This window comes from Nonomuraea sp. NPDC050383 (assembly GCF_044459125.1).
Lineage (GTDB): Bacteria > Actinomycetota > Actinomycetes > Streptosporangiales > Streptosporangiaceae > Nonomuraea.
In genome coordinates, this window is the sequence record NZ_JBITIP010000001.1 from 810724 (window position 1) to 837449 (window position 26726).

The window sequence follows — 26726 nt, forward strand, 5'->3', positions numbered from 1 at the left end:
TCTCCATGCCCTGTGACCTGCCACCACGCCTCCCGGGCCGGACCTCAGGCAGGTGCAACCACAATCGCCGGAAATCTGACGAGAAATACGGACCAGTAACGACGGTCGCATTTTCCGGTAAACGGGGAAACCCCGCGCCCACCGGCGTCCCCGAAATACCGCGCACCGTCCGGTCCGGTACGGCGCGGCCCATAGGCTGGAGCGTGTGAGCACTCTTGTCCTGGACGGCGGCCTGGCCACCCACCTCGAAACGCTCGGCGCCGACCTGAGCGACGAGCTGTGGTCGGCGCGGCTGCTGATGGAAGACCCGGACCTGATCCGGCGCGTCCACGCCGACTACTTCGCGGCGGGCGCCCACGTGGCGACGACGGCCAGCTACCAGGCGTCGATCCCCGGCTTCCTGCGACGCGGCGCGAGCGTGGCGCAGGCCGAGCGCCTCATCAGGCTCTCGGTCGAGCTGGCCGCGCAGGCGCGCGACGAGGCCGGGGGTGGGCTGGTGGCGGCCAGCGTGGGCCCGTACGGGGCCTACCTGGCCAACGGCGCCGAGTACACCGGCGACTACGACCTCGGCGAGGAGGGGCTGCTGGCCTGGCACCGGCCCCGCTGGGAGATCCTCGCCTCGGCCGGCGCCGACCTGCTGGCCTGCGAGACCATCCCGTCGTACGCCGAGGCGCGGGCGCTGGCGCGGCTGCTGAAGGAGACGCCGGGGCTCAAGGCGTGGGTGAGCTTCTCCTGCCGGGACGGCGAGCACATCAGCGACGGCACGCCCATCCGTGAGGCGGCCGCCCTGTTCACCGGCGACCCGCAGGTGGTGGCGGTGGGCGCGAACTGCACCGCGCCGCGCCACGTGCCCGGCGTGATCGCGGCCTTGTCCGGAGGGCTGCCGGTGGTCGTCTACCCCAACTCGGGCGAGACGTGGGACGCGGAGGGCCGCCGCTGGCTCGGGCTGACCGACCCGGTGGAGTACGGCCAGGCGGCCAAGGAGTGGGAGCGCGCGGGGGCGTCCCTGATCGGCGGCTGCTGCCGCTCCACCCCCGACCACATCAGGCAGATCCGCACCCACCTGTCCTGACCCCCGGCCTGTCCTGACCCTTCGGGCCGTCCAGCCCCGGCCAGGCGTGGAGTGAAGCGGGCAGCGCCCTCCGGGCGCGGCCCGCCCCTGGTCAGGCCGAGGCGCCCACCGCTGTGTCGCGGCGGCGGCGGCGCAGCAGCGTGTCCACCGCCAGGGCGCCGCCCCCGGTGAACCCGACCGCCAGCGCCCCGGCGGCGAGCGACAGGACGAACTCGTATCCGCCCTTGTCCGCGCCGAACCCGCTGGCCCCGTGGACGAACACGATCGCGCCCACCATGTCGAGCGCCAGCAGCGTGCCCGCGATGGGCAGCGCCGCGCCGAGGATCAGCGCCAGGCCGCCGGCCACCTCCAGCACCGCGATGGCCGGAGCGGCGACGCCGGCGAGCGGTACGCCGATCGACTCGAAGAACTTCGTGGTGCCCGCGATGCCCATGACGGCGAACTTCTGGTAGCCGTGCACGAGGAAGATGACGCCGAGCGCCACCCGGGCGAGCAGCAGGGCGACGGGGCGCGCCTGGTCGATCATGCTGTCTCCTCAGACAAATGGTTCGTTCAGTTTTGAACGACTGTAGCAGGATGGTTCAAATCTGAACAACGCGTACACTTGGGCCGTGACGGACACCCGGTGGCTAGACGACACGGAAATGGCGGCGTGGCGCGCCTTCCTGTCCACCTCTCACCTGCTGGAGCGGCGCATCGAGGAGCAGCTCAAGGCCGCGGCCGGGCTGACGCACCCGCAGTACGAGATCCTGGTGCGGCTGGCCGACGCCCCCGGCCGCCAGGTGCGCATGACGGAGCTGGCCCGGGACGTGGTGGTGTCGAAGAGCGCGCTGACGTACCAGGTCACCCGCCTGGAGAGAGCGGGCCTGGTGGAGCGCACCACGTGCCCGTCGGACGACCGCGGCGTGCTGGCCGTGATCACCGAGGCCGGCCTGCGCTGCCTCGAACGCGTGGCGCCGGGCCACCTCGACGTCGTGCGCTCCTACCTCATCGACCGGCTCACCCGCGACGAGCTGGAGGTCATGACCACGGCCCTGGCGAAGACGGAGCAGGCCCTGAGGCGGTGAGGAGCGAAGGTCAGTGCTTGGCGGCGGCCCGGGCCGCGCGCTCCATCTCGACCTTGGCGCTGGCCGCGTACTTGTCGACGTACTCCTGGCCCGACAGCTCCATGAGCGCGTACATGATCTCGTCCGTCACCGCCCGCAGGACCAGCCGGTCGTCCTCCATCCCGTAGTAGCGGGAGAAGTCGAGCGGCTTGCCGAACCGGACGCCCGGCCGGATGCCCAGCTTGGGCAGCGGGTGGCCGGGGGGCATCATCTCGAAGGTGTTGACCATGGCCCACGGGATGACCGGGGCGCGTGACTCCAGCGCGAGCCGGGCGACGCCCGTCTTGCCCTTGTAGAGGCGGCCGTCGGGCGAGCGGGTTCCCTCGGGGTAGATGCCGAGGATGTGGCCCTCGCGCAGCACCCGCAGGCCGGTGCGCAGCGCCGCCTCGCTGGCCTTGCCGCCGGAGCGGTCGATCGGCACGGTGCCCACGCCGCTGAAGAACAGCCGCGTGAAGAAGCCCTTGACGCCCCGGCCGGTGAAGTAGTCCGACTTGCCCAGCGAGATGACCTTACGGCGCAGCTGCAGCGGGCCGAAGAAGTGGTCGGCGAACGACAGGTGGTTGCCGGCGAGGATGACCGGCCCCTGTTTGGGCACGTTGTCCGCACCCTCGGTCCAGGGCCGGAACACGAGACGGAGGAACGGCCCCAAGATGGCCTTGACCACCCAGTAGAACACCCGGCCACCTCTTCCTCTGCGCTTCATCTGTGAGCAACGTCATCTTCGCATCTCAGACTCGATGCTCCTACCCACCTCTCGCACAAAGGGCCTGGATCGTGCGACGATCGGGCAGTTCCGGGATGAAATCCCTTCGAGGAGCTGTTATGCCGCTCATGCCAGGCGCGGAGCCGTACCATCACGAAGCAGGCCAGATCGGCGTGCTGCTCTGCCACGGGTTCACCGGCACGCCGCAGTCGCTGCGGCCGTGGGCGGAGTTCCTCGCGGAGCACGGCCTGAGCGTCTCGCTGCCCCGCCAGCCGGGCCACGGCACGACCTGGCAGGAGATGAACCACACCCGCTGGGAGGACTGGTACGCCGAGGTGGAGAAGGCGTTCGAGGACCTCCAGGGGCGCTGCGCCGAGGTGTTCGTGGCGGGCCTGTCGCTGGGCGGCTGCCTGGCGCTGCGGCTGGCCGAGGTGCACGGCGACGCGATCAAGGGGGTGGTGGTGGTCAACCCGTCGATCGCGAACGACGTGCCGCTGATGAGGCTGGCCCCGCTGCTCAAGTGGTTCGTGCCGTCGGTGCCCGGGGTGGCGAACGACGTGAAGAAGCCGGGCGTGACCGAGCTGGCGTACACGCGCACCCCCGTGAAGGCGGCCGCCTCGCTGCCGGGACTGTGGTCGCTGGTGCAGGCCGACCTCGCCCGGGTGACACAGCCGCTGCTGGTGTTCCACAGCACCGACGACCATGTGGTGAAACCCACCAGCGTGGCCGTCATCCGGCAGAAGGTCCCACAGGCCACGATCGAGGAGCTTACGGATAGCTACCATGTTGCGACGCTCGACAACGATGCCGACAGGATCTTTGCCGGTAGCCTCGGCTTCATCAGGACACATGCCTCGGTACCCTTGCAGAGGGACTGATCGCACCCAGGGGGAAGTCGCGATCGCTGCGGAGAGGCCCATCTAGGTGACGCCCCAGAGTGACGAGGACGAGGTCTGGCGGCAGATCGTCGCGTCCTTCAACGACACCGCCGAGCGCGACTCGGCCGATCAGCCGTGGCCGGACAGCGAGAACGTCCCCCTCGACCAGACGCACCGGGTGATCCAGCCCGCGGAGCCCGCGCCGGCCGAGGAAGCGGAGCCGGAGCGGGACGAGCGCGACGATGAGGACGACGAGGGCCATTTCGAGCCGCCGCCCCCTCCCCCGCTGCCCAAGCTCGACCTGACCACCAAGCTGGCCTGGGCGGGGCTGTTCGGCGGGCCCGCCTACCTGCTGCTGGCCGCGATGGCCGACTGGCGGATGGAGGGCTGGGCGCTGTTCACGGCGGTGGCGGCGTTCATCGGCGGCTTCGTGGCGCTGGTGGTCCGCATGGGGGACGGCCCGCCGAACGACTCCGGCTGGGACGACGGAGCCGTCCTCTAGCTCCGGTCAGCAGGGGCGGAACGCGGTTCAGGAGTCCTTCGGCGACGAGCCGCCCGGGCCGAAGGTCTCCACCACGTCGGTGTAGCGGTCGGCCGCGTCGACGGCGTGACCCACGGCCCACACCGCGCCCTTGCCGGGCAGGTAGGTGACGGCCTGCAGCCGCACGCTGCTCCTGCCCTCCGCGGCCGCGCCCCGGATGATCTCGCAGTCGCCCTTCTCGCAGCGCATCATGAACGGCTCCGTCTCATGGGACGGGTCGTAGCCGGAGATCCAGTAGCGGCCCTTGCCGTCGCCGGTCACCCCGTACAGGCGGGCGTCGGTGCCGGGCAGCGGCACGCGCCGCCAGTGCTTGCCGTCCCACGACATCACGAGCGGCTCGACGTCGCTGGGCCCGTGGTAGACGCCGCCGACGGCCATGGCCCGCTTGCCGCCGTCGACCTGGACGTCGCGCAGGTAGCCGCCGGGCACGTCGGGCACCGGCATGGCCTTCCAGGTGTCGCCCGACTCGTGCATGATCAGCGGCTGGCTGCCGGTGTCGCCCACCGCGAACCCCTCGGACACCGCGTAGAGGGCGCCCTCGATCTCGGTCTCCTGGACGGTCCACCTGCCGCCCTGCCCGGTGACGATGAGCCCGACCGTCCAGTCCTTCTTCTTCGGGTCGGGGTCGCGGGTCTTGCCGCGGCCCACGGCGACCACCCGGCCGGGCCGGGCGTCGACCCCGCCGAGCCAGTCGCCGGCCCACAGGCCCGGGGCCCGTACCCGGTCGAAGCCGTTGACGTCGCCGTGCGCGATGTACGGGACGCCGTCGTGGCCGTCGCCCACGGCCCACACGTCGGAGGACGAGGCGGCGGCGACGCCACGCAGGTTTCCCGCGCCGCTGGCGTCGCGGATCGCCACCTCGGCCCAGCGGGCGCCGTCCCAGTGGCGGATCGTGCCGCGGTTCTTCCAGACGTCCCAGATCTCCTGCTGCCCCACCGCCCACACGTCGTCGGCGGACAGGGCGGCCACGTCGGACAGCGAGCCGTCGGCGATCAGGCGCGCGCTCGTCGAGTGCTGCCACGCCTCCACGGAGGCGGGGCGTGGCTCGGCATGCGCGGCGGGCGTGACCTGGGACCAGGCCAAGGGCGTCGCCATGATCAAGGAAAGCGCACACCGCCGGAAGCGACGGGTCATGAGCAAATGCTACGGGTTCATGACAGGTCCCCGGAGCCCAGCCCCCGATTCCAGCTCCGCGACCACCGGCAGGTGGTCCGAGGCCGCGGCCAGGTCGGCCGGGGCGGCCTCCGCCCCTCCGCAGGCGTGAACCCGCAGGTCAGGAGAGGCGAAGACCGCGTCGATGCGCGCCTGGGGGTGCCTGGCGGTGAAGGTCGGCCCGTCGCCCCGCGGCGCCGCCGGGTAGCAGTCGGTGAGGCGGGTGGCGGCGTAGCGCCAGGCCGGCTGGTGGTCGCGCTCGTTGAAGTCGCCGCACAGGACCGGCGCCGCGCCGAACCGGGCCGCCGCCGCCTCCAGCAGCGCCATCGCCTCGGTGACGTGGCGCAGCCGGGCCGCGCCGTTCAGGTCGAGGTGCGTGGAGCCGACGGCCAGCCGCGCACCCTCCACCTCGACGACGGCGATGGCCAGGCCACGCGCCTCCAGGCCGGCGAAGATCCGCAGTACGTGGCTCTGGGCGTCGATCAGCCGTACCCGGGGCGCGGCGAACACGGCCACGCCGCCGAGCCGCCGCCCGGCCACGACCCGCAGCCCGCACGACCTCGCCAGCGCCTCCCGCCGGCTGCGCCAGCCGAGCAGCCGCGGCGCCTCCTGGACGCACAGCAGGTCGGCGCGGAGCGCGCCGATCACCCGGGTGAGCGCGGGGACGCTGTCCTTCATCCCCCGGACGTTGTAGGTCGCCAGCCTGACCGTCACGGACGGACCGTCATCCCGTCAGCGATGCCGGGCCAGGTCGGCGGCGCCCACCATCCCGGCGGCGGCGCCCAGCTCGGCCAGGCGGATCTCGGGGAGCGGCCGGTGCCCGCGGCCGGTCAGCCGCCGGGCGAACGTCTCGCGGGCGCGGTCGAGGAACAGGTCGGCGGCGCGGGACACGCCACCGCCCACGATGAAGCAGCCCGGGTCGAGGACGGCGGCGAGGTCGGCCATGCCCTGGCCGAGCCAGTCGGCGAGGGTGGCGAACGCCGCCAGCGACGCCTCGTCGCCGCGCCGGGCCGCCTCGGTGACCTCCTCGCCCTCGATCTTGCCGCCGGCCAGGCCGAGCAGGATCTCGGCGCGCTCGGGCTGCTCCTCGGCGATGCGCCTGGCCTCCATGACCAGCGCGTTGCCGCTGGCGTACTGCTCCCAGCAGCCGTGCTGGCCGCAGCCGCACTGCCGCCCCTCGGGCACGACCTGCATGTGGCCGAGCTCGGCCGCCATGCCCCAGTGGCCGCGGAACAGGACGCCGTCGAAGACCAGGCCGCCGCCGATGCCGGTGCCGACCGTGAGGCAGACGATGTGGGACTGCCCGCGGCCCGCGCCGAACCGCGTCTCGCCCCAGGCCATCGCGTTGGCGTCGTTCTCGATCACCACGGGCAGGCCGACCATGCCGCTGATCTTCTTCTGCAGCGGCTCCTCCCGCCAGGCGAGGTTGGGCGCGAAGCGGACGACGGACCGCGTCTCGTCCACGAAGCCGGCGGCGCCGACGCCGACGGCCTCGATCTCCCGGCCCTCGGCCAGCTCGCGGACCACGTCCGCGACCGTCTCGGCGATGAGGTCGGGCCGGTCGGCCGGTGTCTTGCGCAACGCCTGCTCGACGATCGTGCCGTTCTCGTCGACGACACCCGCCGCGACTTTCGTGCCGCCGATGTCCACGCCGATCGTGAGCATTGCCGCAGCCTCCTATCCCAGGTCGATGTGCTGCACGGTATCGTGCCCGCGCTCGCTGTCGTCGCGCGACCTACGGGGGGAGGCCGGCTTGCTGAACGCGTCCAGCGTCTGCCGGAATGCGGCGAACAGCTCGCCGCCCGCCGCCACGAGGTGGCCGGTCACGTCGCTGCCGGACTCGCGCTGGGCCGCGATGGCCCGGCACACCGGGCAGGCGCGGCAGATGTACTCGTCGTGAGGCTCGGAGACGGCCTCGCCCCACACGTCCTTCTCCTTGCGCCCGCCGCCGAACGAGCCGCCGGCGAAGGAGTTGAGCACCGTCCGGCCGACCTGGCGGGTGGCGCGTCCCTGGATCGTGTCGAACAGCTTGCGCGCCTCGTCCGCGACCGTGCCGATCGGGTCACGGCCCAGCGGGTCCCGGCCGGTCCCGTCCCGGCCGCCCGCGTCGCGGCCGGTCCCGTCGCGGTCGCGCGCGTCGCGGTTGATCGCGTCGCGGAGTGGATCCCCGTGGGGGTCGGTGGCGCCGGCGTCTCTGTCGCGGGAGTCCCTCTCGCGGGGGTCCCTGTCGTTGTTCTCGGTCATCTGGCCCTCCCTGGCTCCGGAGCGTCCGCCCGTCTCGCTCACGTGGCGGCCGGCCCCTCGTCGTGGCCGCCGGATCCGCTCGTCGCGCCGGATCGGGCTCCCGAGCTGAACCGTACCCGCAGGACGCCGTCGAGGAGCACCGCGCCGGCGATCTCCCTGCGGGCCAGCGCCACCGGCAGCGCCAGGATCCTCCGGTACGGCCCCGCGGTGACGATCAGCTCGTCGCCCTTGCGCGCCAGGTCGACGTCGTCGCGGTCGGCGCCGGGCAGGTCGAGCTCCAGCTCGTCGGCGGCCAGCCGCAGCGGCGGGCGCACGCGGGGCGGCCCGAACGGGTCGGCGTCGCCGTACAGGCGCTCGCCGACGGCCGCCAGCGCGTCGACGCCCACGGGCTCGGCCGGCAGGTACGGCACGGCGTGCACGGGCAGCGGCGCGAACGACTCCTCGGCCTCGGCCAGCAGCCTCGTCTGGGCGTCCACCCACTGGGCCCGCCACTCGTCGGCGCCGCCGGCCGGGAACACCCGGTTGGCGATGACCGCGTCGACGCGGTAGCCGTACAGGTTGAGCGAGGTGAGGGTGCGCCGCGCCTCGGCGAGCACCACGGCCTCCGGCGTGAGCACGAGCCGCACGGACGCGCCGTCGCCGGTGAGCAGCTCGCGCACCTCCAGCAGGGCGCGGTGCAGGCGCTCGCCCGCGCCGACCACCTCGTCGCCGGGGGTGCTGACGCGCGCGACGCTCCGCACGAACGGCGACGCGAGCTTCATGATCTTCCGGCCGACGGGGAGCAGCCTGCTCACGTGCCAGTCGAGCGCCTCGGGCAGGGCGAGCAGCCGCAGCGTCTCGGCGGTGGGCGCGCAGTCGACCACGATGACGTCCCAGACCCCGGACCGGGCGTGCTCGCGCAGCTCCAGCAGCGCGATGATCTCCTCGGCGCCCGGCAGGACCGTCACCTCCTCGGAGGTGATCTCGTCCAGGCCGAGCTCGGTGAGCAGGCCGCGGGCGTAGTCGCGCAGCTCGCCCCAGTGGCGTTCGAGGGACTTCTGCGTGTCGACCTGGTGCAGGTGCAGGCCGGGAGCGACCTCGCCGGGCTCGACGGCGAGCGCGTCGGCCAGCGAGTGGGCCGTGTCGGTGGACACGACCAGTGTCTTGAGGCCGCGCCGGGCGGCGAGCGTGGCGGTCGCCGCGGCGGCCGTGGTCTTGCCCACGCCGCCCTTCCCGGTGAACAGCAGGACCCGGGGCCCCACCTCAGCGGCCTTCGACACGCTTCTTCAGGCCCTTGAGGGCGGTGTCCACGATGACCTTCTCGGCCTTGCGCCGCAGCATGCCGATCATCGGCACCTTCAGCTCGGCCGCCAGTTCGTACGTCACCTCGGTGCCCGTGCCCGCCTCGGCCAGGAGGTAACTTCCGGCCAGCTCGGCGACCATCTTGCCCGGCTCGGCCACCCGCCAGGAGACGCTCTCGTCGTCGTGCCAGGTGTAGCCGAGGGTGTAGGTGTCGCTGATCACGCCGGCGTCGAGGACGAAGCGCACGGTCTCGGCCCTGCCGTCGGCGCCCGTGGTCAGGACCTCGGCGCTCTTCACCTGGCCCGCCCACTCGGGGTAGGCGGGGAAGTCAGCGATGATCGCCATGACGCGGGCCCGGCCGGCGTCGATGACGATGCTCGAAGTCGTGCGATCAGCCATGCGACCACCGTAATGCAGAATCCGCTCCTTGCGGCGGACCGCCGGACCCCGCTGATCACCATTCGCCGATCACCATTCGAGGACGTACGGAACGCCGGTTCCCCGGAAGTGGCCGACGTTCACGCACTCGGTGCGGCCGATGCGGGTGCGCCGGTACAGCGGCTGGTGGACGTGGCCGAAGAGCGCGTAGCGGGGCTGGGTGCGGCGGATCGCCTCCAGCGTGGCCTCGCTGCCCCGCTCGAAGCGCCGGGCGACCACGTCGTACAGGAGCTGGGGCACCGCGGGCGGGATGTGGCAGCACAGCACGTCGACCTCGCCGACGGCCTCCACCTTCGCGGCGTACTCCTCGTCGCTGATCTCGTACGGCGTGCGGTAGCGGGTGCGCAGGCCGCCGCCGACGAACCCGAACCGCAGGCCGCCGATCTCCACGCTCTCGCCGTCGAGCACCCGGTGGCCGTCACGCGTGTAGTCGGCCCACAGGCGCGGGATGTCGACGTTGCCGTAGGTGAGGTAGGCGGGCGTGGGCATGGCCGCGAACAGGCGCTCGTACTGGGCCCGCACCCGGCCCTCGATGTGCTCGCGCGGGTCGCCGCCGAGGCTCGCCCACAGGCGGGCGGACATGGCGCGGGCCTCGTCGAAGCGCCCGGCGGTGCGCAGGCCGATGAACTCCGCGGCCCGCTCGGCGCCGAACAGCTCGGCGAAGATGCCCCGCGCGTGGTCGGCGTAGTCGACGAACAGGATCAGGTCGCCCAGGCAGACGAGCGCGTCCGCGCCCGCTCCGGCGGCGGCCAGCGCGTCGGCCCGGCCGTGCACATCGCTGATGACGTGAACCCGCATGCCGAAGATCCTAGGCGCGCCTTCGGCGGACCGCTGGCGGGAATTCCGGGCGGCTGCGAACGGGCTGCCGCACGATCGACGGCTGCTAGCGTGAGAAATTGCTTCATAACGCCTGGATGACGAGACTACCGATGGGTAACTTATCCCGGTAACGTCCAGGCCGTCCCCGAAGCGTGCACCTGGAGGAGTTGGTCCGTGCGCGAGTACAGCGTTCCCGTGCTGGTGGATGTTCCTGCCACCGCGAGCCTGCCCGACACGGTGTTCGACAGGGCCGAGCGGGAGCCTGGCAGGGTCGTCATGCGGCGCAAGGTGGACGGCGCGTGGGCCGCCGTCACCGCCGCGGAGCTGCGGGACCAGGTCGTCGCCCTGGCCAAGGGGCTCATCGCGGCGGGCGTCGAGCACGGCGACCGCGTCGCGCTCGTGTCGCGCACCCGCTACGAGTGGACGCTGATCGACTACGCCGTCTGGTCGGTGGGCGCGGTGCTCGTGCCCGTCTACGAGACGTCCTCGACCGAGCAGATCCGGTGGATCCTGACCGACAGCGCGGCCCGGGCGGCGTTCGTCGAGCTCGACGCGCACGAGGAGACCGTGCGCGAGGCCGCGCCCGGCCTGAAGGACCTGTGGCGGGTCGAGGCCGCGCTCGACGGCCTGCCCGGCGCCTCCGAGATCTCCGACGAGGACGTGGCCGAGCGCCGCCGGCGGGTGTGCGGGGCCGACCTCGCCACCGTCGTCTACACCTCGGGCACCACCGGCCGCCCCAAGGGCTGCCGGATCACCCACGACAACCTGCTCTACACCGGGCGCAACGTGGTGCGCGGGCCGCTGGAGCCGCTGTTCACCGGCGAGGCCCCGGCCGCGCTGCTGTTCCTGCCGCTGGCGCACATCTTCGCCCGCATGATCCAGGTCGCGCTGGTCGAGGCCGGCGCGGTCCTGGCCCACACCCCGAACATGAAGAACGTGGCGCCCGACCTGGTCGAGTTCGGGCCGACGTTCCTGCTGGGCGTGCCCCGGGTGTTCGAGAAGGTCTACAACGGCGCCGAGCAGAAGGCCATCGCGGGCGGCAAGGGCGCGATCTTCGCCCGCGCCGTCGACACGGCGGTGGCCTGGAGCCGCGCCGAGAGCTCGGGCGGCGCGCCCCTCGGGCTGCGCCTGCGGCGCGCCCTGTTCGACCGGCTCGTGTACGGCAAGCTGCGCGCGGCCACCGGCGGGCGCCTGTCGGCGGCCGTGAGCGGCGGCGGCGCGCTCGGCGAGCGGCTCGGCCACTTCTTCCGCGGCGCCGGCATCGAGGTCTTCGAGGGGTACGGCCTGACCGAGACCTCCGCCCCCTGCACCGTCAACATGCCCGGAGCCAACAAGGTCGGCACGGTCGGCAAGCCGCTGCCCGGGGTGACGATCCGCATCGGCGACGACGGCGAGATCCTGGCCAAGGGCCGCCACGTCTTCCGCGGCTACTGGAACAACGACGAGGCCACCAGCGAGGTCCTCGACGGCGACGGCTGGTTCCACACCGGCGACGTGGGCGAGCTGGACGCCGACGGCTATCTGCGGATCACCGGGCGCAAGAAGGAGATCCTGGTGACGGCGGCCGGCAAGAACGTCGCTCCGGGGCCGCTGGAGGACGCGCTGCGGGCCCACCCGCTCATCTCGCAGGCCGTGGTCGTCGGCGACGGCCGCCCGTTCGTGGGCGCCCTGGTCACGCTGGACCCCGAGGCGCTGGAGCACTGGCGCTCCACGCGCGGAGGGACCGGCAAGGCGACGGAGCCGAGCGCCGACCCGGAGCTGCGCGCCGAGATCCAGCAGGCGGTCGACCGGGCCAACGCCACGGTGTCGAAGGCGGAGCAGATCAAGAAGTTCGCGATCCTGGACGCCGACATCACCGAGGAGAGCGGGCACCTGACGCCGACCCTCAAGATCAAGCGCAACATCGTCCTGCGTGACTTCGCCGCCGACGTGGAGCGCCTGTACGGCTCCTGACCCATGACGTCGTCGTCGAGCCCGCTCAGCCGGCCCCCCGGTGGATGCGTGCAGGCGGCGACCTGCTCGCCGCCGTCCCGCCCTGCACGACACTGGCCTGAACTTCTGTCCGGTATCGCGGCGGGATGGCCCCCGACGCCTGGTGACATTTTCCGGATATCTCGATGTTTGCCCAGGTAGACGCCTCGAAAATGTCGAATCGGCGCCGGGAAAAGGCGCTCGGATTCCTCATCCGCCTGAGTACTCTTGCCCCAAGAAATCGGGACCGGAGATCTAGTACATCCCCGGTCCCTACCGACGAAGGTAGGGGAGATTCTCTTGAGCATCAAGGACGCGGCGCTTCAGTTCGGCACGGCGATCGAGAACCAGCTGATCCAGGTCCGCGCCGACCAGATGGAGCTCGGCCAGCAACTGACCGAGCGGATCAACGGCGTCGCCAACTACGTCAAGGCCCTCGACGGCAAGCTGACCATCCTGGACGGCAAGGTGGCCGTCCTGGACAGCAAGGTGACCGCCCTGGACGGCAAGGTGGCCGTCCTGGACAGCAAGGTGACCGCCCTGGACGGCAGGCTCACGGTCCTGGAGGACGGTGTCCAGGCCGTCGACACCAAGGTCGCCACCCTCCAGCACCAAATGACGGTCCTGCAGGACACTCAGCGCACGATGCAGCAGACCCAGTTCGCCATGATGGACATCCTCGTCACCATCCAGGACAAGCTCAACTAGCCTCCGGCTCGCGGGAGGCGTCAGCCCTTGGTGGCGCCTCCCGTGAGGCCCTTGACGAACTGCTTCTGCAGCAGCAGGTAGAACACCAGGACGGGCAACGTGGCCAGGAACATCAGGGCGAACATGCCGCCGAAGTCCGCCGCGTACTGCCCGAGCGACTTGTAGATCCCGGTCATGATGGTGGTGCCCTCGCGGGGCCCGTAGATGATGAGCGGGTTGATGAAGTCGTTCCAGATCCACACTCCGAGGAAGATGAGCACGCTGGCCGTGGCGGGACGCAGCAGCGGGAAGACGATCCGCCAGAACGTCTGCCACCGCGTGGCCCCGTCGATGGCGGCGGCCTCCTCCAGCTCCCTCGGGACGCCCTTCATGAACCCCGAGAAGACGAAGACCCCGAACGGCACGTAGTAGCCGACGTTGAACAGCACGAGCCCCGGCAACGTGGACATGAGGCCGAGGGCCCGCAGCACCTGCGTCATGGGGATGAGGATGACCTGCGGCGGGATCATCAGCCCGCACAGCAGCAGCACCATGATGGCCCTGGACCACCAGGCCGAGCGCCGGGCCAGGTAGTGGCCGAGCATGGCCGACAGCAGGGTCAGGATGACGATCGACAGCCCGGTGACGAGCACGCTGGTGCGCAGCGACGACCAGAAGAGGCTGTCGGGGCCGGTCAGGACGCGCCACAGGTTGTCCAGGGTGGGCGGCGCGGGCAGCGACATGGCGCCGCCGGCGACCTGCCGGCTGTCCTTGAAGACGTTGATCAGCGCGATGTAGAGCGGGATGAAGAAGACGCCGCCGACGGCCAGCGCGACGAGGGGGCGCAGCCACGGCGCGCGCGATCCGGTCACAGCTGCACCTCCCGTCGTTGCAGGAACCGCAGGGTGACGACCGACAGGGCGGCGATGAGGACGAGCATGACGATGGCCTCGGCTGAGGCGTAGCCGGTGCGGTTCTCCACGAACCCCTCCTGGAGGACGACGAACGCCACGGTGGCCGTGGTGCCGGTGCCGGGGCCGCCGTTGGTGATGACCTTGACGTGGTCGAAGATCTTGAACGCGGAGATCAGCAGCACGACGGTGTTGATGGTGAGCGCGGGCGCGAGCAGCGGCCAGGTGACGCTGCGGAAGCGCCGCACCGGGCCGGCGCCGTCGATCGCGGCGGCCTCGGCCAGCTCCTGCGGCACGCCCTGGAGACCGGCGAGGTAGACGACGACGCAGAAGCCGAGCATCTGCCAGCAGACGATGGACGACAGGGAGTAGAGCGCGAGGCCGGGGTCGGACAGCCAGCCCGGCGGCTCGGCCACGCCCAGGCCGCGCAGCGCCTGGTTCACGGGGCCGTCGTCGGCGAGGATGCGGGTCCAGATGACGCTGATGACCACGGAGCTGATCACCATGGGGGTGAAGAACACGCTGCGCAGCGCGTTGTAGAGCCAGCCGCGCCGGTCGAGCAGCACGGCGATGGCGACGCCGAGCACGTTCGGCACGATGACCACGATGAGGGTCAGGATCGAGGTGACCCGCAGCGACTCGAGGAACGTCTCGTCCTGCAGCAGCAGCCGGTAGTTGCGCAGCCCGACGATCTGCGTGTCGGGCCGCAGCAGCGCCTGGTTGGTGAGGCTGTAGCCGAAGCTGAGCCCGATGGGCAGGACCACCAGGCACAGGTAGATGAGCGTGCCGGGCGCGGCGAAGGTCAGGAAGTGCCACAGTCCCGGCCCGGCCGGCCGCCGGGGTGCGCTCCGGCGGCCGGGGCTCCCCGACGTGGCGCGGCCGGGCCCGCGCCTGGTGGTGTCGACGGCCGTCAAGAGATCGTCACCCGGTCTTCTCCCATTCGGTGTCGAGGAACGCGAGCGCCTGGTCGACGTTCTTCCTGCCGCTGACGAGGTCCTGGGCGGTGGACCAGAACTTGCCCTGCATGCCGGGCAGCATGGCCGCGTCGCCGGCCTCCCAGCCGAACGCGGGCACGGTGGCCTTCTCGGTGACCGCCTTCTGCCACAGGTCGTACACGGCCTTGAAGACGGGTCCGGTGTCGGAGGGCGGGGTGTAGTCCTTGACGGCGGGGAAGAGCGCGTCGGCCTTGACCGAGGCGTCGAGGTTCTCCTTGGTGAGCTGGAAGGCGAGCGCGAACTCCTTGGCGGCGGCCGGGTTGCGGGCGTCGGCGCTGACGGACAGGCCGCCGCCGGTGAAGGCCGGCAGGTGCAGGCTCCCGTCGTCGCCGGGCCAGGCGAACACGCCGATGTCGTCCTTCATGTCCGACTGGTCGGCCGCGGCGGCGAACCAGCTGCCCATGGGGTACATCGCGCCCTTGCCGCCGAGGAAGGCCTCCTGGGTCTTGGGGTAGTCCTGGCCGATCTGCCGCTTGTCGAGGTAGCCCTTGGCGGCGAGGTCGGCGAACTTCTGGGTGGCGGCCTTCATGGCCGGGTCGGCGGCGAACGTCGCCTGGCCGCCGCGCCGCCTGGCCATCCAGTCGGGCGTCCTGGCGTACAGGTCGGTGGCGAGGATCGCCGTCCACGGCTGGGAGGTGACGAACGCGCCGCCGCTGACGAACGGGGCGATGCCCTTGGCCTTGAGCTTCTCGGCGGCGGCGAGCAGCTCGGCGTAGGTCCTGGGCGGCTCGGCGATGCCGGCCTGCGCGAACAGCTTCTTGTTGTAGAAGACGTTCGGGATGGTCTGCGTGTTGGTCGGCAGCTGGAGGACCTTGCCGTTGACCGCGCCGCAGGTGGGGCAGAGGAAGTCCTTGAGCTCGGCCTCGGTCCAGGGGGCGAGGTGCGACTCCAGCGCGACGAGGTCCTGCATGCCGATCTGCACGTCGGGAAGCTGCCCGGAGGCGGCGAGCTGCTTGGCGTAGTCGTTGCGCTCCGACTCCGACGGCGCGGCGACCAGTTCGACGTCCAGGTCGGGGTGGGCCTTGGTGACCAGCTCGACCTGGGCCTTCCAGTACGACTCGGGCAGGTTGGGCGAGGGGAAGACGAGGAAGGAGACCTTCTGTTTCCCGCCCTCCGAGGAGGGCGCCGAGGACCGGTCGGTCCCGGAGGTACCGCTGGAGCAGCCGCTGGATGCCAGGGCCACGGCGACCGTGATCGCACCGGCCGCTAAGAGCTTGTTCACTCGTGCCACCCTTCCGAGGGAGACCACGACTCATCCGACCATTGTGGGAGAGCACCGCGTCGCCGGACGAGCGACAGCCGCCTGTTTCGCGCAATAGGTAGGATCACTTGTACGTGCGCCCACTCATTGTTGTCAAGGCACATCGGTGATACGCCGAGCCTGAATGCGGCAAAGGTAGGATCACTGGCGCGATGGCGCGCGGACAGTGGTCGGAGTGGTCACGCGACGCCGGCGTACGCGCGGCGCCACCCGGGGGTGACCGGCTCAGAGGAGCGTCTGGAAACGGGTGGCGACCAGGTCCCAGGACCACTCGTGGGTGGTCCAGTCGCGGCCGGCGGCGCCCAGCTTGCGGGCCCGTTCGGGGTCGCCGAGCAGCTCGGCCAGGGCCGCGGCCACCTCGCCGGTGTCCTGCCCGTCGACGAGCAGGCCGGTCTCGCCGTGGCGCACCGCGTCGGGCGCCCCGCCGGAGGCGCCCGCCACCACGGGCAGCCCGGTCGCCGACGCCTCCAGGAACACGATGCCGAGCCCCTCCACGTCCACCCCGCCCCACCGGGTACGGCACGGCATGGCGAACACGTCGCCGGCCGCGTAGTAGCCGGGCAGCGCCGAGGCCGGGACCGTGCCGGTGAAGCGGATCGACTCCCGCCCGGCGGCCATCCGTTCCAGCCGGCGACGGTACGGGCCGCCGCCCACCAGCAGCAGCACGGCGTCCGGGACCGCCGCGACCACCTCCGGCCAGGCCGCGATCAGCAGGTCCTGCCCCTTGCGCGGGACCAGCCTGGACACACACACCACCACCGGCCGGCCGGCCAGGCCGAGCTCCTCCTTGGCCCGGCCGGGCACCGCCTCGGGACGGAACCGGCCGGTGTCCACGCCCGGGGCCAGCCGTACGAGCTTGGCCGGGGGGATGGCGGCGGCCAGCCGGGCGCGCGTGTACTCCCCCAGGTAGGTGACCACGTCGGCGTGCTCCCCGATGCGGCGCAGCACCGAGCGGAACCCGGGCCCGGCCGCCCACGCCGCCTCGTGGCCGTGGGTGAGCATCACCACCCGCCGCGCCCCGGCGGCACGCAGCCGCGGCGCCAGCAGCCCGAGCGGGGCCGCCGCGCCGAACACCACCGTCCGCGCCCCGTGCTCGGCCACCAGCCGGGCCGGCGCGCGCGCGACGGCGGGCGTCGGCAGCATGAGCGAGGTCGGGTGGCGCACGATCGGGTACGGCTGGTGGCGGTCGAACTCGGCGCAGCCCGGCCAGGAGGGCGCGTAGACGGCCACGCCGGGGGTGCGCACGGCCAGGCCGTGGACGAAGGACTGGATGCCGCCGGGGCGCGGCGGGAAGTCGTTGGTGACGATGACGACGCGTGGGGTCACGGCGTGGGCACGCCGTTCAGCCGCGCCCACGCGCGCGCCAGGGCGATGCGCTCCGGGGTCGAGGGATGGGACGCGTAGAGCACGTACTCCACGGCATCGGGTGACAGGTCGGAGATGTTGGTGAGCGCCAGGCGTTTCTGCATGGCGACGAAGGTGGCCGGGTCCCTCGTCAGGTCGAGGGCGTGGACGTCGGCGCGGGCCTCGACGTGGCGGCCGACGACGTTCTGGGCGGGGCCGGACAGCACGGTGGCCAGGCTCATCAGGCCGAGCAGCGCGCCCACGGCCTTGGGGTCGGCCACCGAGGCGACTCCGGTGCGCCGCCGTACGAGCTGGAAGGCCAGGTACAGCAGCACGGTGCCGGCGGCGGCGCCGAGCCCGCCGACGAGCGTCCCGCTGAGCACGTCGCCGTTCTTGGCGTGGCCGAGCTCGTGCGCGACCACCAGCTCCACCTGCGGGCCCGGGGCGCGCAGCAGCGTGTCGTAGACGACGATCCGGCGGGTGGCGCCGAAGCCCGAGACGTACGCGTTGAGTGCGGTCGTGCGGCGGGAGGCGTCGGCGACGAGCACGTCCTCCACCGGCACGCCGTCGCGCTCGGCCATCCGCAGCAGGCTCGTGCGCAGCGGCCCCTGCGGCATGGGGCGGAAGTCGTTGAACAGTGGCTCGACCACCACGGGGTAGACGAACGAGAGCGCCACGGTCAGCGCGAACGCGCCCACGGCGGCCGGGATCCACCACCGCCGGACCCTGCGCGCCAGCCAGACCAGGACCACCATCGTGAGGGACAGCACGGCGGCGTTGACGCCGATGCTCTTGAGGCGGTCGCCCGTCCAGGACGCCCAGTCCTGCGTGGACAGGCCGTACGCGCGCAGCTCGGTCTCGAACCACATGCCGAGCGGCCACCTGACCGCCTCGACGATCGCGGTGAGCAGCAGCACGCCCAGGACGACGCGCAGCCACCACGGGCCCCTGAGCCGTCCGAGCAGCCGGCCGCCGAGCGGGGTGAGGACGAGCAGGCCGGCGAAGAGCAGGCTCAGGCCGAGCGACAGGTAGCCGGGCGCGCCGGTGGCGGCGTCGAACGCGGCGGCGTGCGCGATCTGGGCGGCGCTGAAGTCACGGGCGGGGTCGGGGGCCACGTGCGGCGCGGAGGGCGGCAGCGCCCGCCACGGCGTCGTGACGGCCACCACGACCAGGGTCGCGATCCCCAGCCCGGCGCACGCCAGACCGGCCTGCCGCGCCGCGGTATGCCCCGTGGCGCTGTCGCCCGGAGTCGCGTCGGTGCCGGGCGCGTCGGTGCCGGGCGCGTCCGCCCCGCGGGCCGCGTCCCCCACCTGGCCGTCGTTCGTCACATGATCCCCCTACGCCAGCTTCTCACGCACGTATGCGCGCCACCCCGCCGTCAGCCGCGCGGCCGGGAGTCCGGCGGCGGCCAGCGCGCGGGCGGCGCCCCGCGTCCTGGCATCACGGTAGAGCCTCACCAGCGTGTCCTCCCCACGCCGCTCGGCGACGTACCGGCAGGCGAGCCACGCCTCCTGGTAGACCGCCGCCAGCCGGGCCGAGCCGGGCGCGAAATCGCCGGGCTCGGGCAGCCGGCGCGGCGGCCGCGACGCCCGGACCTCCGCGGCCAGCTCGGCGGCGGCCACCGGCACGCTCAGGCCGGCGTCGCGGTAGGCGACGTAGTCGGCGAATCCCTCGTACAGCCACGGCGGGAGCCCGCCGGTGCCGGCGGCGACGTGGGTGAGCTCGTGGGTGAGCACGACGTCGCGGCCGGTGGGGGTGAGGCGGCCGAACGTGCCGGGGACCACGATGACGCGGCTTCCGTCGGCCACGGCGGCCAGCCCCTCGACGTCCGCCACGCGGGCCAGGCGCGCGGCCTCGGCGGCGGAGGCGGGCACGAGCACGAGGGGCCGCACGGACACGCGGAGAACGCCGGAGACGCGCTCCGCCGCGGTGTCGGCCCGGCGCGCGAGATCCTGGAGCAGGCTCGGATCGGCCCGGTGTCCCAGCACGAGTGATCGGGCGCCCCGTGCCGCCCGCGTCTCGCCGGGCCACGGCTCGCCCCCCGTCCCGCCGAGCCTGACGTCCCGATCGGGCCGATCCGCCTGAAGGGCGTCACGGGCCGGCGAGGACGCGGCGGCCAGCGCGAGCAGGGGCGCCACCCCCGCCAGCAGGGCTCGACGACTCACCCGGGCGGACACGCTGTCCGATCGTACCCGGCCACCCGCCCGCTGTTGGTTCCCGAACGCGCGAAGACCCCGTCCCCAACCCGGGACGGGGTCTTCGTGCGTGCTCACAGGCCGGGACGTACCGCCCCCACGAACGACGACTTGCGCCATCCGCTGATCTTCTCGACGCGTACCGTCAGACCTGTCCGCGGCGAATGGACCATCTTGCCGTGGCCGACGTACATGCCCACGTGACCGAGCCCCCGGAAGAACATCAGGTCACCCGGCTGGAGGTTCTTCCAGGAGACCTTCTTCTTGATGCGTGCGTACTGGCTGTTCGTCACGCGGGGAATGCTCACGCCGGCCTTCTTCCAGGCGTACTGGACCAGTCCGGAGCAGTCGAACGCGCCAGGGCCGGTGCCGCCGTAACGGTACGGGTCACCGATCTGCGCCTTGGCGACGGCGACGGCCGTATGGGCCTTCGCCTGCTGCCGGACGGCCTTGGAGGCCTTCGCCGTCTTGCCGGCCGCCGTCTTCACGGACGCGGCGGCCGTGCCCGCCGAAACCGTGGAAAGACCGGCCGTGGTGCTCGTCGTCCCTGCCGCCTGGGCCGCCGGAGCATGGAGGACCAGACCTCCGGCCGTCACGGTCATGGTGAGAGCGACGCCGCTCAGGGCGATTCGGGACAGACGGGGGTTGTGCGAGTGGGTAGACAGGATTTCTCCTTGGATCTTCCACGAACGCCTACCGGGTTAGCTGACGGATTCGGGCCTGGAAGTCGCCCTACGGCGCGCGTTACGCGCCGATTCACCCCTGATCCCGCTCGGGATCGCTGGGTCCCCGGCTCCGTGCCTCCTGGCTGCACGGACTCGGCAGGCCACCACCGCAACAAGTACGGATATTTACGGCGGCGACCGATGGATTGCTATCTCGTCCACATCGGGGGGACCGATGTTGGTTCGCGGCGCCATGGCTTGTTCGCCGCGACGCCAGAAGTTACGCCGAGATGTCATGAAACGGCAAAGCGCGGGTCAAGCTGTAAAGATCGCCATAAGGTGTCAGTAAAGTGACGACTCGCAGCTCGCCACCATGATTCGTTACGCAAATGTGACTCTGCTCACAATTGACGAATCAGGCGTCTGTCAGGACTCTTTCGTCACATTTGTCAGGTTTGTCCCCGGCAGGACGGCAGGCCACGTGACCATGACCGGTCACGGACCGCTTCAGTTCTTCACTCACGTTCCCGTCACGAGACGCGCGCACGACCGCTACACTGCCCCGCCACAGCGAGGCAGTGTCTTCGGTTCAGGGTGAGAGGACCCGCCGCGTGGCGCTACGGGCGGATGGCGCCGACGAGGGCGCCGCCGTACGAGGAGAGGGTGGCGACCTTGACGACGTCGCCCGTCTGCGGCGCGTGAACGATCTGGCCGTTGCCCGCGTAGATGCTCACGTGGCCGAGCCCCGAGCTGAAGATGAGGTCCCCGGGCTGCAGCGCGTTCAGCGCCACCCTGCGCGAGGCGCCCCACGCCCACTGCTGCCAGGTGGTGCGCGGCAGCGAGACGCCGGCCGCGCGCCACGACGCCTGCGTCAGCCCCGAGCAGTCCCAGCCGCCGGGGCCCGTGCCGCCGAACACGTACGGCTTGCCCACCTGCGAGTACGCGAACCGGAGCACGGCCGCCGCGTTGCCCGAGGCCGCGCCGGTGTACTTGATGCCGGTGCTGTTGGGGTCGCCCACCCGGTAGGCGCCGAGCCGGTCGAGCAGCTTCTTCTGCTGGGCGATGAGCTTGAGGACCTCGGCGCGTTCCTTGCGGACCGCGTCGCGCTCCTTGTCGGCGGCGGCCAGGGCCTCCTCGGCCTTGTCACGCTCGGCCTTGAGGCCGCGGTTCTCCCGGTCGAAGGCGGTGAGCTTGTCAGCGCGCTCCCGGGTCACCTGGTCGGCCAGGGCGAGGCCGCCCAGGGTGTTCATGGGATCGTCGGAGCCGATCACGCCGGGCATGGAGGTGACGTCGCGGCCCAGCTTGTAGCTGCTGACGGCCATCGAGATCACCTGCTCGCGCAGGTCGGCCACGGTCGCGAGCTTGCGCTTGTAGCTGTCGTTGAGCTCGGTGTAGGCGGACTGGGCCTTCTTGTGGTTCTCGGTCGCCGTGTTGTAGCGGTCGACGACCTTGTCGGCCTTGTCGTTGAGCTTGGCGAGCTTCGCCTTGGCCTGCTTGATCGTGGGCTTCGGCGCGGCCTGGGCTCCACCTGTCGGCGAAAGCAGCAACCCGATCGCGAGACACGCGACCATCGGCACCCGGCCCAAACTCACAGCGTCGCCTCCAAGGGATCATACCTGGGGCGAAATAGTACAGAAGTTAAGGTGTTGATCTCACCTAAACGCCAGATTCCTTATACCGTCGCTTTGCCGTCCGGCCGCTACGGATCGCGCCCTACTCAAGGTCCGGCCCGCGGTCTACGCGCGGCCCAGCCTGCGGAGCAGCAGTGCCGACGGTACGGGGCGGGCGCCCATCCTGCGGACGGATTCGGCCACCTCGCGGTCGGAGGACACCACGGCGATGGCCCGGCCGGGCGGCTCGGCGCGGACGAGCTGGCGGATGAGGTCGTCGGCGATCTCCCCCGGCGCGCTGAACAGCACGCGCACCCCGCGCGGCGCCACCACCTGGACCGGCGCGTTCAGCTCGGCCCCGTCGAAGACCACGGTCACCTCGACGCGGGTCTGCGCGACGAGCCCGCCGAGCCCGGTCATGAGCCGGTTGCGCTGGTCGGCCAGCGTCAGGGTGCCGTAGCCGGCCTTGGTCACGTTGTAGCCGTCGATGATCAGGTGGACCTGGGGCAGTGCGAGGAGCTGGTCGAGGAGCTGCGGGTCGTCGTCGGCCAGCGCGCGGGCCGGCACTCCGCGCACGCTGGGACGCTCGCCGGTGACGGCCGCCACCGAGTCGGCGGGCCTGTTGATCATGGTGGGCAGGGCCAGCTCCCTGCGCAGCCCGGCGGAGGCGTCCTGGAGGGCGTCGAGCAGCACCCGGATGCGGGCGTCCTCGATGCTGCGGCCCTCGCGGGCGGCCCGGCGCGAGGCTTCGAGCTGTTTCTCGGCGTCGGCCAGCCGCTCGCGCAACCGCCGCAGCTCGGCCTCGCCCGCGCTGCCCGCCGCCGAGGCCGTCGACCGCGCCTCCTCGGCGAGCTGCTCCATCTCCTCGGCGCGCCGCTGCGCCTCCCTGGACTTCTCCCGGGCCTCATGGAGGCGACGGCGCAGGTCGGAGTTCTCCGCGCGGGCGGCCTTGAGCTGCTCACGGAGCCGGTCGGTCTCCTCCTTGGCGGCGCTCTTCTGGGCGGCGAGCTGCTCGCGCAGCCGGGACACGACCTCCTCACGCTCGGACCCCTCGGCGGCCACGGCGGACCGTTCGAGGTCGGCGCGGGCCGCCTCGACCATGTCGGCCCAGCCGGGCGGGCGGGTGAGGTAGGCGGCGGCCGCCACGAGCACGGGGTCGGCGGCGGGCGGCACGTGGCCGTCCACCAGCGAGGCGGCCAGCTCCGGCCAGCCCGCCGCGACCGACTCGGCGACCAGCTCGCGGAACTCCTTGTCGTTCTCCAGCTGCGCGGCGATGGGGGCGCTGCCCAGCCGGGCGCGCTTGCGCGGGTCGAACTTGGCGATGCCCCGCAACGGGGCCGGCACGGACGCAGCGGGCATCGAGCCGAGAACCTGGGCTGCCAGGTCGACGACGTTCAGCCGCACCGGCTCGGGAAGCGGGCGAGACAGGCCTTCACCCGCTGAGCTCATCCCACTGTCCCTTCGTGACATGCCCTTTCAGACAAGGGTACGGCTGCCCCGTACCTGACCGTAACGCTCGCCCCACGTGGACAAGCGCTTGCTAGGGGTATACCACTGGGGCGGGACCGGAACTCACCCGAGGAGGCCGCCGTGACCGAGGAGATGCGGACGTCCACCCGTGACCTGGGCCGGCTGCGCGACCGGATGGCGTCCTGGCTGGCCGGCCGCACCGGCGGCCCGGTCGACGTGTCGGAGCTCTCGCGGCCCGCGGCCAACGGCATGTCCAGCGAGACGGTCTTCTTCACCGCCTCCTGGCCGGGCCGGCGGCGCGCACGGTGCGTGGCCCGGCTGGCGCCGGCGGCCGAGGCGGTACCCGTCTTCCCCCGTTATGACCTGGGGGCCCAGTTCGAGGTGATGCGGCTGGCCCGGGACCGGGCCGGGATCCCGGCGCCGAGGGCGCTGTGGTTCGAGCCGGACCCGGCGCCGCTGGGCACGCCGTTCTTCGTCATGGAGCGGGAGGACGGGGACGTGCCGCCGGACGTCATGCCGTACACGTTCGAGGGCTGGCTGCTCGACGCGCCGCCAGGACGGCGTCGCGTCCTGCAGGACGCGACGGTACGGCTCCTCGCCGCGCTGCACGACGCGCCGTTCACCCGCGAGGACCTCTCGGTCCTGTCCCCCACCGGCGCACGGCCCTCACGCGCGGACGAGCGGCCCTCGTACGGCGAGGAGCGGGCCCTGGGCGGCGGGCTGCGGGCGCACGTGGACGCGCAGCGCGCCTACTACGCGTGGGCGCACGGTGACCACCCGATCCCGCTGCTGGAGCGCGCCTTCGGCTGGCTGGAGGCGCACTGGCCCGACGACCCGGGCCCCGACGTCCTCACCTGGGGCGACGCCCGCATCGGGAACGTGATGTACCGGGACTTCCGGCCGGTCGCCGTGCTCGACTGGGAGATGGCCGCCGTGGGGCCGCGCGAGCTGGACCTGGCCTGGATGATCTTCCTGCACCGGTTCTTCCAGGACCTCACGGAGGCGATCGGCCTGCCGGGGCTGCCGGACTTCATGCGCGGGGACGACGTGTGCCGCACGTACCAGGCGCTGACGGGTCACACGCCGGCGAACATGGACTTCCACCTGACGTACGCGGCGCTCAGGCACGGGGTGATCATGGCCCGGGTGTGGCGACGCCGCGTCCACTTCGGCGAGCAGCCCATGCCGGACGACCCGGACGACCTGGTCATGCACCGCGGCACCCTGGAACGCATGCTGGAAGCCTGACCCACCCTGGACGGCCGGCCCCGCACCACTCCCCCGGCGCGGTCACGTCCCGCTACCCGCGCCGGTGCTCCCCCGACCCGGCGTCGTGGACCAGCAGGGCGATCTGCACCCGGTTGTTGAGCCCCAGCTTGGTGAGGATGCGCGAGACGTGCGCCTTGACCGTGGCGACGCTCATGTACAGGTCGGCCCCGATCTCGGCGTTGGACCGGCCCTGACCGACGGCCGTCGCCACCTCCCCCTCGCGCTCGCTCAACCGGTCGAGCAGCGCCCGGGCCCGCCCGGCGCGGCTCTCGGCGCCGCCGCCCGACACGTGGGTGATGAGCTGCCGGGTCACCGCCGGCGACAGGATCGGCTCCCCCGCCGACACCTTCCGGATCGCCCCGACCAGCTCGGCGGGCGCGATGTCCTTCAGCAGGAACCCCGCCGCCCCGGCCCGCAACGCCCGCAGCACCTGGGCGTCGGCGTGGAACGTCGTCAGGACCACGACCTCGGGCGGCTCCCTGGTGGCGCGCAGCGCCTCGGTGGCGGCGAGGCCGTCGACGTCCGGCATGCGGATGTCCATGAGCACCACGTCGGGACGGTGCTCGGCGACCAGCGGCGGCACCTGGGACCCGTCACCGGCCTCGCCGACGATGCGGATGTCGTCCGCGCCGCCGAGGATCATCGCCAGTCCCGCCCGGACGAGCGGATCGTCGTCCACGATGAGCACCTTGATCGTCATGGGGTCCATCATGACCGGCCCCCGCCACCCGTCCGGACGCCCACCACGGCCACCGATTCCACCCTCACACCAGCCCCTTCCTCCCTCACGGCCGCGACCCGCGGCACGTCGTCACGATCCCGGACGACGGTCACGAGGCCCACGGCAGCCATGCGTGCAGGCGGAAGTCGCCCCCCGCCACCGGCCCGAACTCCAGCCGGCCACCCGCCAGCCCGACCCGCTCGGTGAGCCCGATGAGCCCCGCTCCCGCTCCCGGGAGGCGCGGGCTCTGCCGGGCCCACACCGCGTTGCGCGCCTCGACCGTCACCCCGTCGCCGGGCCGCCCTGCGACGGTCACGCCCACCGGCGCGCCGCCCGCGTGCTTGCGCGCGTTGGTGAGCGCCTCCTGGACGACCCGGTAGACGGTACGGCCGAGCGCGTCCGGCACCGCGGCGTCTCCCCCGCCGGCGGCCCGGGCCGCGTCCCCGTCGAACCCGCTCATCGTGAAGGACACCTTCATGCCCGCCTGCCGGCACTCCTCGACCAGGGAACGCAGGTCGGCCAGCGTGGGCTGGGGCGGGAGGGGCACGGGACCGTTCTCGTCGCCGGAGGAGGACGGGTGGCGCAGCACGCCGATCACCTCGCGCAGATCCTGGAGCGCCTGGTGGGCGCTGTCGCGGATGGCGCCGGCGGCCCGGGAGATCTCCTCGGGCGGCGCGCCGGGCCGGAACTCCAGCGCCCCCGCGTGCAGGCTCAGCATGGAGATGCGGTGGGCCAGCACGTCGTGCATCTCGCGGGCGATCCGCTCGCGTTCGAGCCGTTTGGCCTCGTCGGCCGCGATGACCGCGCGCTGCCGTAACGACCAGACGAGCTGCCGCCGGGCCCGTACGACCACGCCCCAGGCGAACACCGTCAGCAGGATCGCCACGGTCAGCGTCGCCGTCCCGGCCGGCCCCAGCTCGGGATCGGGCCGGAGCAGCACGTACGGGGCGGTCGTCACCAAGCCGAGCACGGCGACCAGCCCCGACACCTTGAACGGCCGGTGCACCGCCACCGTGAACAACCCCACCACGGACGCGCCGCCGACCATCAGCAGGTACGTCGACAGCACCCCGGTCACCACGGCCAATCCCACCGGCCACCGGCGGCGCAGCCACACCGCCACGCACGACAGCACCCCGGCGACCTGCTCGGTCACCACCAGCGCCCGCGGTATGCCCTCCAGCTCGGGCGCCGTCATCAGCGTGATGCCGCACGCGGCCAGGAACATGAGGATGTCCACGATCCAGTCGCGGGTGGAGCGTCGCACGGGCCGCCCGGCGGAGCCGTCGCCCAGGAGGACGGACGGCAGGGCCCAGCGGTATTCGTGGTGGTCGCTCACATGTCCCGAGGTTAGGGGGTCGGGGGGCGGGCGGACAGCGACCAAAGTCGATAC

Annotated in this window: 27 protein-coding genes and 1 riboswitch; of the genes, 7 read left to right on the forward strand and 20 right to left on the reverse strand. The window is 72.3% G+C overall.

From position 1 onward, the window contains the following. The first annotated feature begins 196 nt into the window (after window positions 1–196). Entirely contained in the window at window positions 197–1072 is an 876-nt protein-coding gene (gene mmuM / locus ACIBG4_RS03605; protein ID WP_310714419.1) for a homocysteine S-methyltransferase, read from the forward strand. A 91-nt stretch (window positions 1073–1163) separates the two neighbouring features. On the opposite strand, the gene ACIBG4_RS03610 is transcribed toward mmuM, so the two are convergent. Further along, window positions 1164–1598, reverse strand: a complete 435-nt coding sequence (locus tag ACIBG4_RS03610) for a DoxX family protein (RefSeq protein ID WP_397200501.1) — start codon at window positions 1596–1598, stop codon at window positions 1164–1166. Window positions 1599–1683: 85 nt separating this feature from the next. Here ACIBG4_RS03610 and ACIBG4_RS03615 point away from each other — a divergent pair, with 85 nt between their 5' ends. Next, window positions 1684–2139 (forward strand): MarR family winged helix-turn-helix transcriptional regulator, encoded by a 456-nt coding sequence (locus ACIBG4_RS03615; protein WP_397200502.1) that lies wholly within the window; start codon window positions 1684–1686, stop codon window positions 2137–2139. Window positions 2140–2149: 10 nt separating this feature from the next. Here ACIBG4_RS03615 and ACIBG4_RS03620 read toward each other — a convergent pair whose 3' ends face one another. After that, window positions 2150–2854 carry a lysophospholipid acyltransferase family protein gene (locus ACIBG4_RS03620; protein WP_397200696.1) on the reverse strand — a complete coding sequence of 235 codons (705 nt, stop codon included), beginning with the start codon at window positions 2852–2854 and terminating at the stop codon, window positions 2150–2152. Between the two features lie 146 nt (window positions 2855–3000). Here ACIBG4_RS03620 and ACIBG4_RS03625 point away from each other — a divergent pair, with 146 nt between their 5' ends. Both ACIBG4_RS03625 and ACIBG4_RS03630 read left to right on the forward strand, forming a co-directional pair. Further along, on the forward strand, window positions 3001–3759 hold the full coding sequence (locus ACIBG4_RS03625) for an alpha/beta fold hydrolase (RefSeq protein WP_310714195.1): 759 nt from the start codon (window positions 3001–3003) through the stop codon (window positions 3757–3759). A 46-nt stretch (window positions 3760–3805) separates the two neighbouring features. After that, the gene (locus tag ACIBG4_RS03630; RefSeq protein ID WP_397200503.1) at window positions 3806–4261 is read left to right on the forward strand and encodes a hypothetical protein; all 456 of its coding nucleotides are present in this window, start codon (window positions 3806–3808) and stop codon (window positions 4259–4261) included. Window positions 4262–4288: 27 nt separating this feature from the next. On the opposite strand, the gene ACIBG4_RS03635 is transcribed toward ACIBG4_RS03630, so the two are convergent. The 7 genes from ACIBG4_RS03635 to ACIBG4_RS03665 form a co-directional block, all read right to left on the reverse strand. Continuing rightward, window positions 4289–5395, reverse strand: a complete 1107-nt coding sequence (locus ACIBG4_RS03635) for a hypothetical protein (RefSeq protein WP_397200504.1) — start codon at window positions 5393–5395, stop codon at window positions 4289–4291. 48 nt (window positions 5396–5443) lie between these two features. Continuing rightward, window positions 5444–6166: an endonuclease/exonuclease/phosphatase family protein gene (locus ACIBG4_RS03640; protein WP_397200505.1), complete on the reverse strand. Its 723-nt coding sequence runs from the start codon at window positions 6164–6166 to the stop codon at window positions 5444–5446. Between the two features lie 18 nt (window positions 6167–6184). Continuing rightward, on the reverse strand, window positions 6185–7117 hold the full coding sequence (locus ACIBG4_RS03645; protein ID WP_310714189.1) for an ROK family glucokinase: 933 nt from the start codon (window positions 7115–7117) through the stop codon (window positions 6185–6187). Window positions 7118–7129: 12 nt separating this feature from the next. Continuing rightward, window positions 7130–7696 (reverse strand): hypothetical protein, encoded by a 567-nt coding sequence (locus ACIBG4_RS03650; RefSeq protein WP_397200506.1) that lies wholly within the window; start codon window positions 7694–7696, stop codon window positions 7130–7132. Between the two features lie 38 nt (window positions 7697–7734). Beyond that, entirely contained in the window at window positions 7735–8955 is a 1221-nt protein-coding gene (locus tag ACIBG4_RS03655) for an ArsA family ATPase (RefSeq protein ID WP_310714186.1), read from the reverse strand. Further along, the gene (locus ACIBG4_RS03660; protein ID WP_310714184.1) at window positions 8939–9376 is read right to left on the reverse strand and encodes an SRPBCC family protein; all 438 of its coding nucleotides are present in this window, start codon (window positions 9374–9376) and stop codon (window positions 8939–8941) included. The genes ACIBG4_RS03655 and ACIBG4_RS03660 overlap by 17 nt, the downstream gene beginning before the upstream one ends. A 69-nt stretch (window positions 9377–9445) precedes the next feature. Next, a complete protein-coding gene (locus ACIBG4_RS03665) occupies window positions 9446–10213 on the reverse strand; it encodes a metallophosphoesterase (protein WP_397200507.1) in 768 nt (255 codons plus the stop codon). A gap of 195 nt (window positions 10214–10408) precedes the next feature. Here ACIBG4_RS03665 and ACIBG4_RS03670 point away from each other — a divergent pair, with 195 nt between their 5' ends. Then, window positions 10409–12187 carry an AMP-dependent synthetase/ligase gene (locus tag ACIBG4_RS03670; RefSeq protein WP_397200508.1) on the forward strand — a complete coding sequence of 593 codons (1779 nt, stop codon included), beginning with the start codon at window positions 10409–10411 and terminating at the stop codon, window positions 12185–12187. Window positions 12188–12505: 318 nt separating this feature from the next. After that, window positions 12506–12913: a hypothetical protein gene (locus ACIBG4_RS03675; RefSeq protein WP_397200509.1), complete on the forward strand. Its 408-nt coding sequence runs from the start codon at window positions 12506–12508 to the stop codon at window positions 12911–12913. A 20-nt stretch (window positions 12914–12933) separates the two neighbouring features. Here the strand turns inward: ACIBG4_RS03675 and ACIBG4_RS03680 are convergent, their stop codons facing one another. The 9 genes from ACIBG4_RS03680 to ACIBG4_RS03720 all read right to left on the reverse strand — a co-directional run bounded on the left by ACIBG4_RS03680 (window position 12934) and on the right by ACIBG4_RS03720 (window position 23322). Next, window positions 12934–13764 carry a carbohydrate ABC transporter permease gene (locus tag ACIBG4_RS03680; RefSeq protein WP_310714175.1) on the reverse strand — a complete coding sequence of 277 codons (831 nt, stop codon included), beginning with the start codon at window positions 13762–13764 and terminating at the stop codon, window positions 12934–12936. Next, window positions 13761–14717 (reverse strand): carbohydrate ABC transporter permease, encoded by a 957-nt coding sequence (locus tag ACIBG4_RS03685; protein WP_397200510.1) that lies wholly within the window; start codon window positions 14715–14717, stop codon window positions 13761–13763. The genes ACIBG4_RS03680 and ACIBG4_RS03685 overlap by 4 nt, the downstream gene beginning before the upstream one ends. Window positions 14718–14724: 7 nt before the next feature. Then, complete coding sequence (locus ACIBG4_RS03690) at window positions 14725–16020, reverse strand: ABC transporter substrate-binding protein (protein ID WP_397200511.1); 1296 nt, start codon at window positions 16018–16020, stop codon at window positions 14725–14727. A 264-nt stretch (window positions 16021–16284) separates the two neighbouring features. Then, a complete protein-coding gene (locus ACIBG4_RS03695) occupies window positions 16285–17385 on the reverse strand; it encodes a glycosyltransferase family 4 protein (protein WP_397200512.1) in 1101 nt (366 codons plus the stop codon). After that, the gene (locus ACIBG4_RS03700) at window positions 17382–18731 is read right to left on the reverse strand and encodes a M48 family metallopeptidase (protein ID WP_397200513.1); all 1350 of its coding nucleotides are present in this window, start codon (window positions 18729–18731) and stop codon (window positions 17382–17384) included. The genes ACIBG4_RS03695 and ACIBG4_RS03700 overlap by 4 nt, the downstream gene beginning before the upstream one ends. A gap of 9 nt (window positions 18732–18740) precedes the next feature. Further along, window positions 18741–19568 carry a hypothetical protein gene (locus ACIBG4_RS03705; protein WP_397200514.1) on the reverse strand — a complete coding sequence of 276 codons (828 nt, stop codon included), beginning with the start codon at window positions 19566–19568 and terminating at the stop codon, window positions 18741–18743. Window positions 19569–19672: 104 nt separating this feature from the next. After that, window positions 19673–20200: a C40 family peptidase gene (locus tag ACIBG4_RS03710; protein WP_310715045.1), complete on the reverse strand. Its 528-nt coding sequence runs from the start codon at window positions 20198–20200 to the stop codon at window positions 19673–19675. 73 nt (window positions 20201–20273) lie between these two features. Further along, a riboswitch (cyclic di-AMP (ydaO/yuaA leader) is annotated at window positions 20274–20432 on the reverse strand. Between the two features lie 448 nt (window positions 20433–20880). Further along, entirely contained in the window at window positions 20881–21855 is a 975-nt protein-coding gene (locus ACIBG4_RS03715) for an NlpC/P60 family protein (protein WP_397200515.1), read from the reverse strand. 144 nt (window positions 21856–21999) lie between these two features. Continuing rightward, window positions 22000–23322: an NYN domain-containing protein gene (locus ACIBG4_RS03720; RefSeq protein ID WP_397200516.1), complete on the reverse strand. Its 1323-nt coding sequence runs from the start codon at window positions 23320–23322 to the stop codon at window positions 22000–22002. Window positions 23323–23463: 141 nt separating this feature from the next. Between ACIBG4_RS03720 and ACIBG4_RS03725 the strand changes: the two genes are divergently transcribed. Further along, window positions 23464–24591: a phosphotransferase family protein gene (locus ACIBG4_RS03725; RefSeq protein WP_397200517.1), complete on the forward strand. Its 1128-nt coding sequence runs from the start codon at window positions 23464–23466 to the stop codon at window positions 24589–24591. A 52-nt stretch (window positions 24592–24643) separates the two neighbouring features. Here the strand turns inward: ACIBG4_RS03725 and ACIBG4_RS03730 are convergent, their stop codons facing one another. Together ACIBG4_RS03730 and ACIBG4_RS03735 are read right to left on the reverse strand one after the other, a co-directional pair. Continuing rightward, window positions 24644–25312 (reverse strand): response regulator transcription factor, encoded by a 669-nt coding sequence (locus ACIBG4_RS03730; protein WP_355447749.1) that lies wholly within the window; start codon window positions 25310–25312, stop codon window positions 24644–24646. A gap of 130 nt (window positions 25313–25442) precedes the next feature. Continuing rightward, the gene (locus ACIBG4_RS03735; protein WP_397200518.1) at window positions 25443–26672 is read right to left on the reverse strand and encodes a sensor histidine kinase; all 1230 of its coding nucleotides are present in this window, start codon (window positions 26670–26672) and stop codon (window positions 25443–25445) included. Between the last annotated feature and the right edge of the window lie 54 nt (window positions 26673–26726).

Bases quoted from the DNA above. Each gene is read 5' to 3' on its own strand.
- ACIBG4_RS03610 (WP_397200501.1), bottom strand. From the start codon at position 1,598: ATGATCGACCAGGCGCGCCCCGTCGCCCTGCTGCTCGCCCGGGTGGCG.
- ACIBG4_RS03625 (WP_310714195.1), top strand. From the start codon at position 3,001: ATGCCGCTCATGCCAGGCGCGGAGCCGTACCATCACGAAGCAGGCCAG.
- ACIBG4_RS03635 (WP_397200504.1), bottom strand. From the start codon at position 5,395: ATGGCGACGCCCTTGGCCTGGTCCCAGGTCACGCCCGCCGCGCATGCC.
- ACIBG4_RS03645 (WP_310714189.1), bottom strand. From the start codon at position 7,117: ATGCTCACGATCGGCGTGGACATCGGCGGCACGAAAGTCGCGGCGGGT.
- ACIBG4_RS03650 (WP_397200506.1), bottom strand. From the start codon at position 7,696: ATGACCGAGAACAACGACAGGGACCCCCGCGAGAGGGACTCCCGCGAC.
- ACIBG4_RS03660 (WP_310714184.1), bottom strand. From the start codon at position 9,376: ATGGCTGATCGCACGACTTCGAGCATCGTCATCGACGCCGGCCGGGCC.
- ACIBG4_RS03665 (WP_397200507.1), bottom strand. From the start codon at position 10,213: ATGCGGGTTCACGTCATCAGCGATGTGCACGGCCGGGCCGACGCGCTG.
- ACIBG4_RS03710 (WP_310715045.1), bottom strand. From the start codon at position 20,200: ATGACCGTGACGGCCGGAGGTCTGGTCCTCCATGCTCCGGCGGCCCAG.
- ACIBG4_RS03720 (WP_397200516.1), bottom strand. From the start codon at position 23,322: ATGAGCTCAGCGGGTGAAGGCCTGTCTCGCCCGCTTCCCGAGCCGGTG.
- ACIBG4_RS03730 (WP_355447749.1), bottom strand. From the start codon at position 25,312: ATGACGATCAAGGTGCTCATCGTGGACGACGATCCGCTCGTCCGGGCG.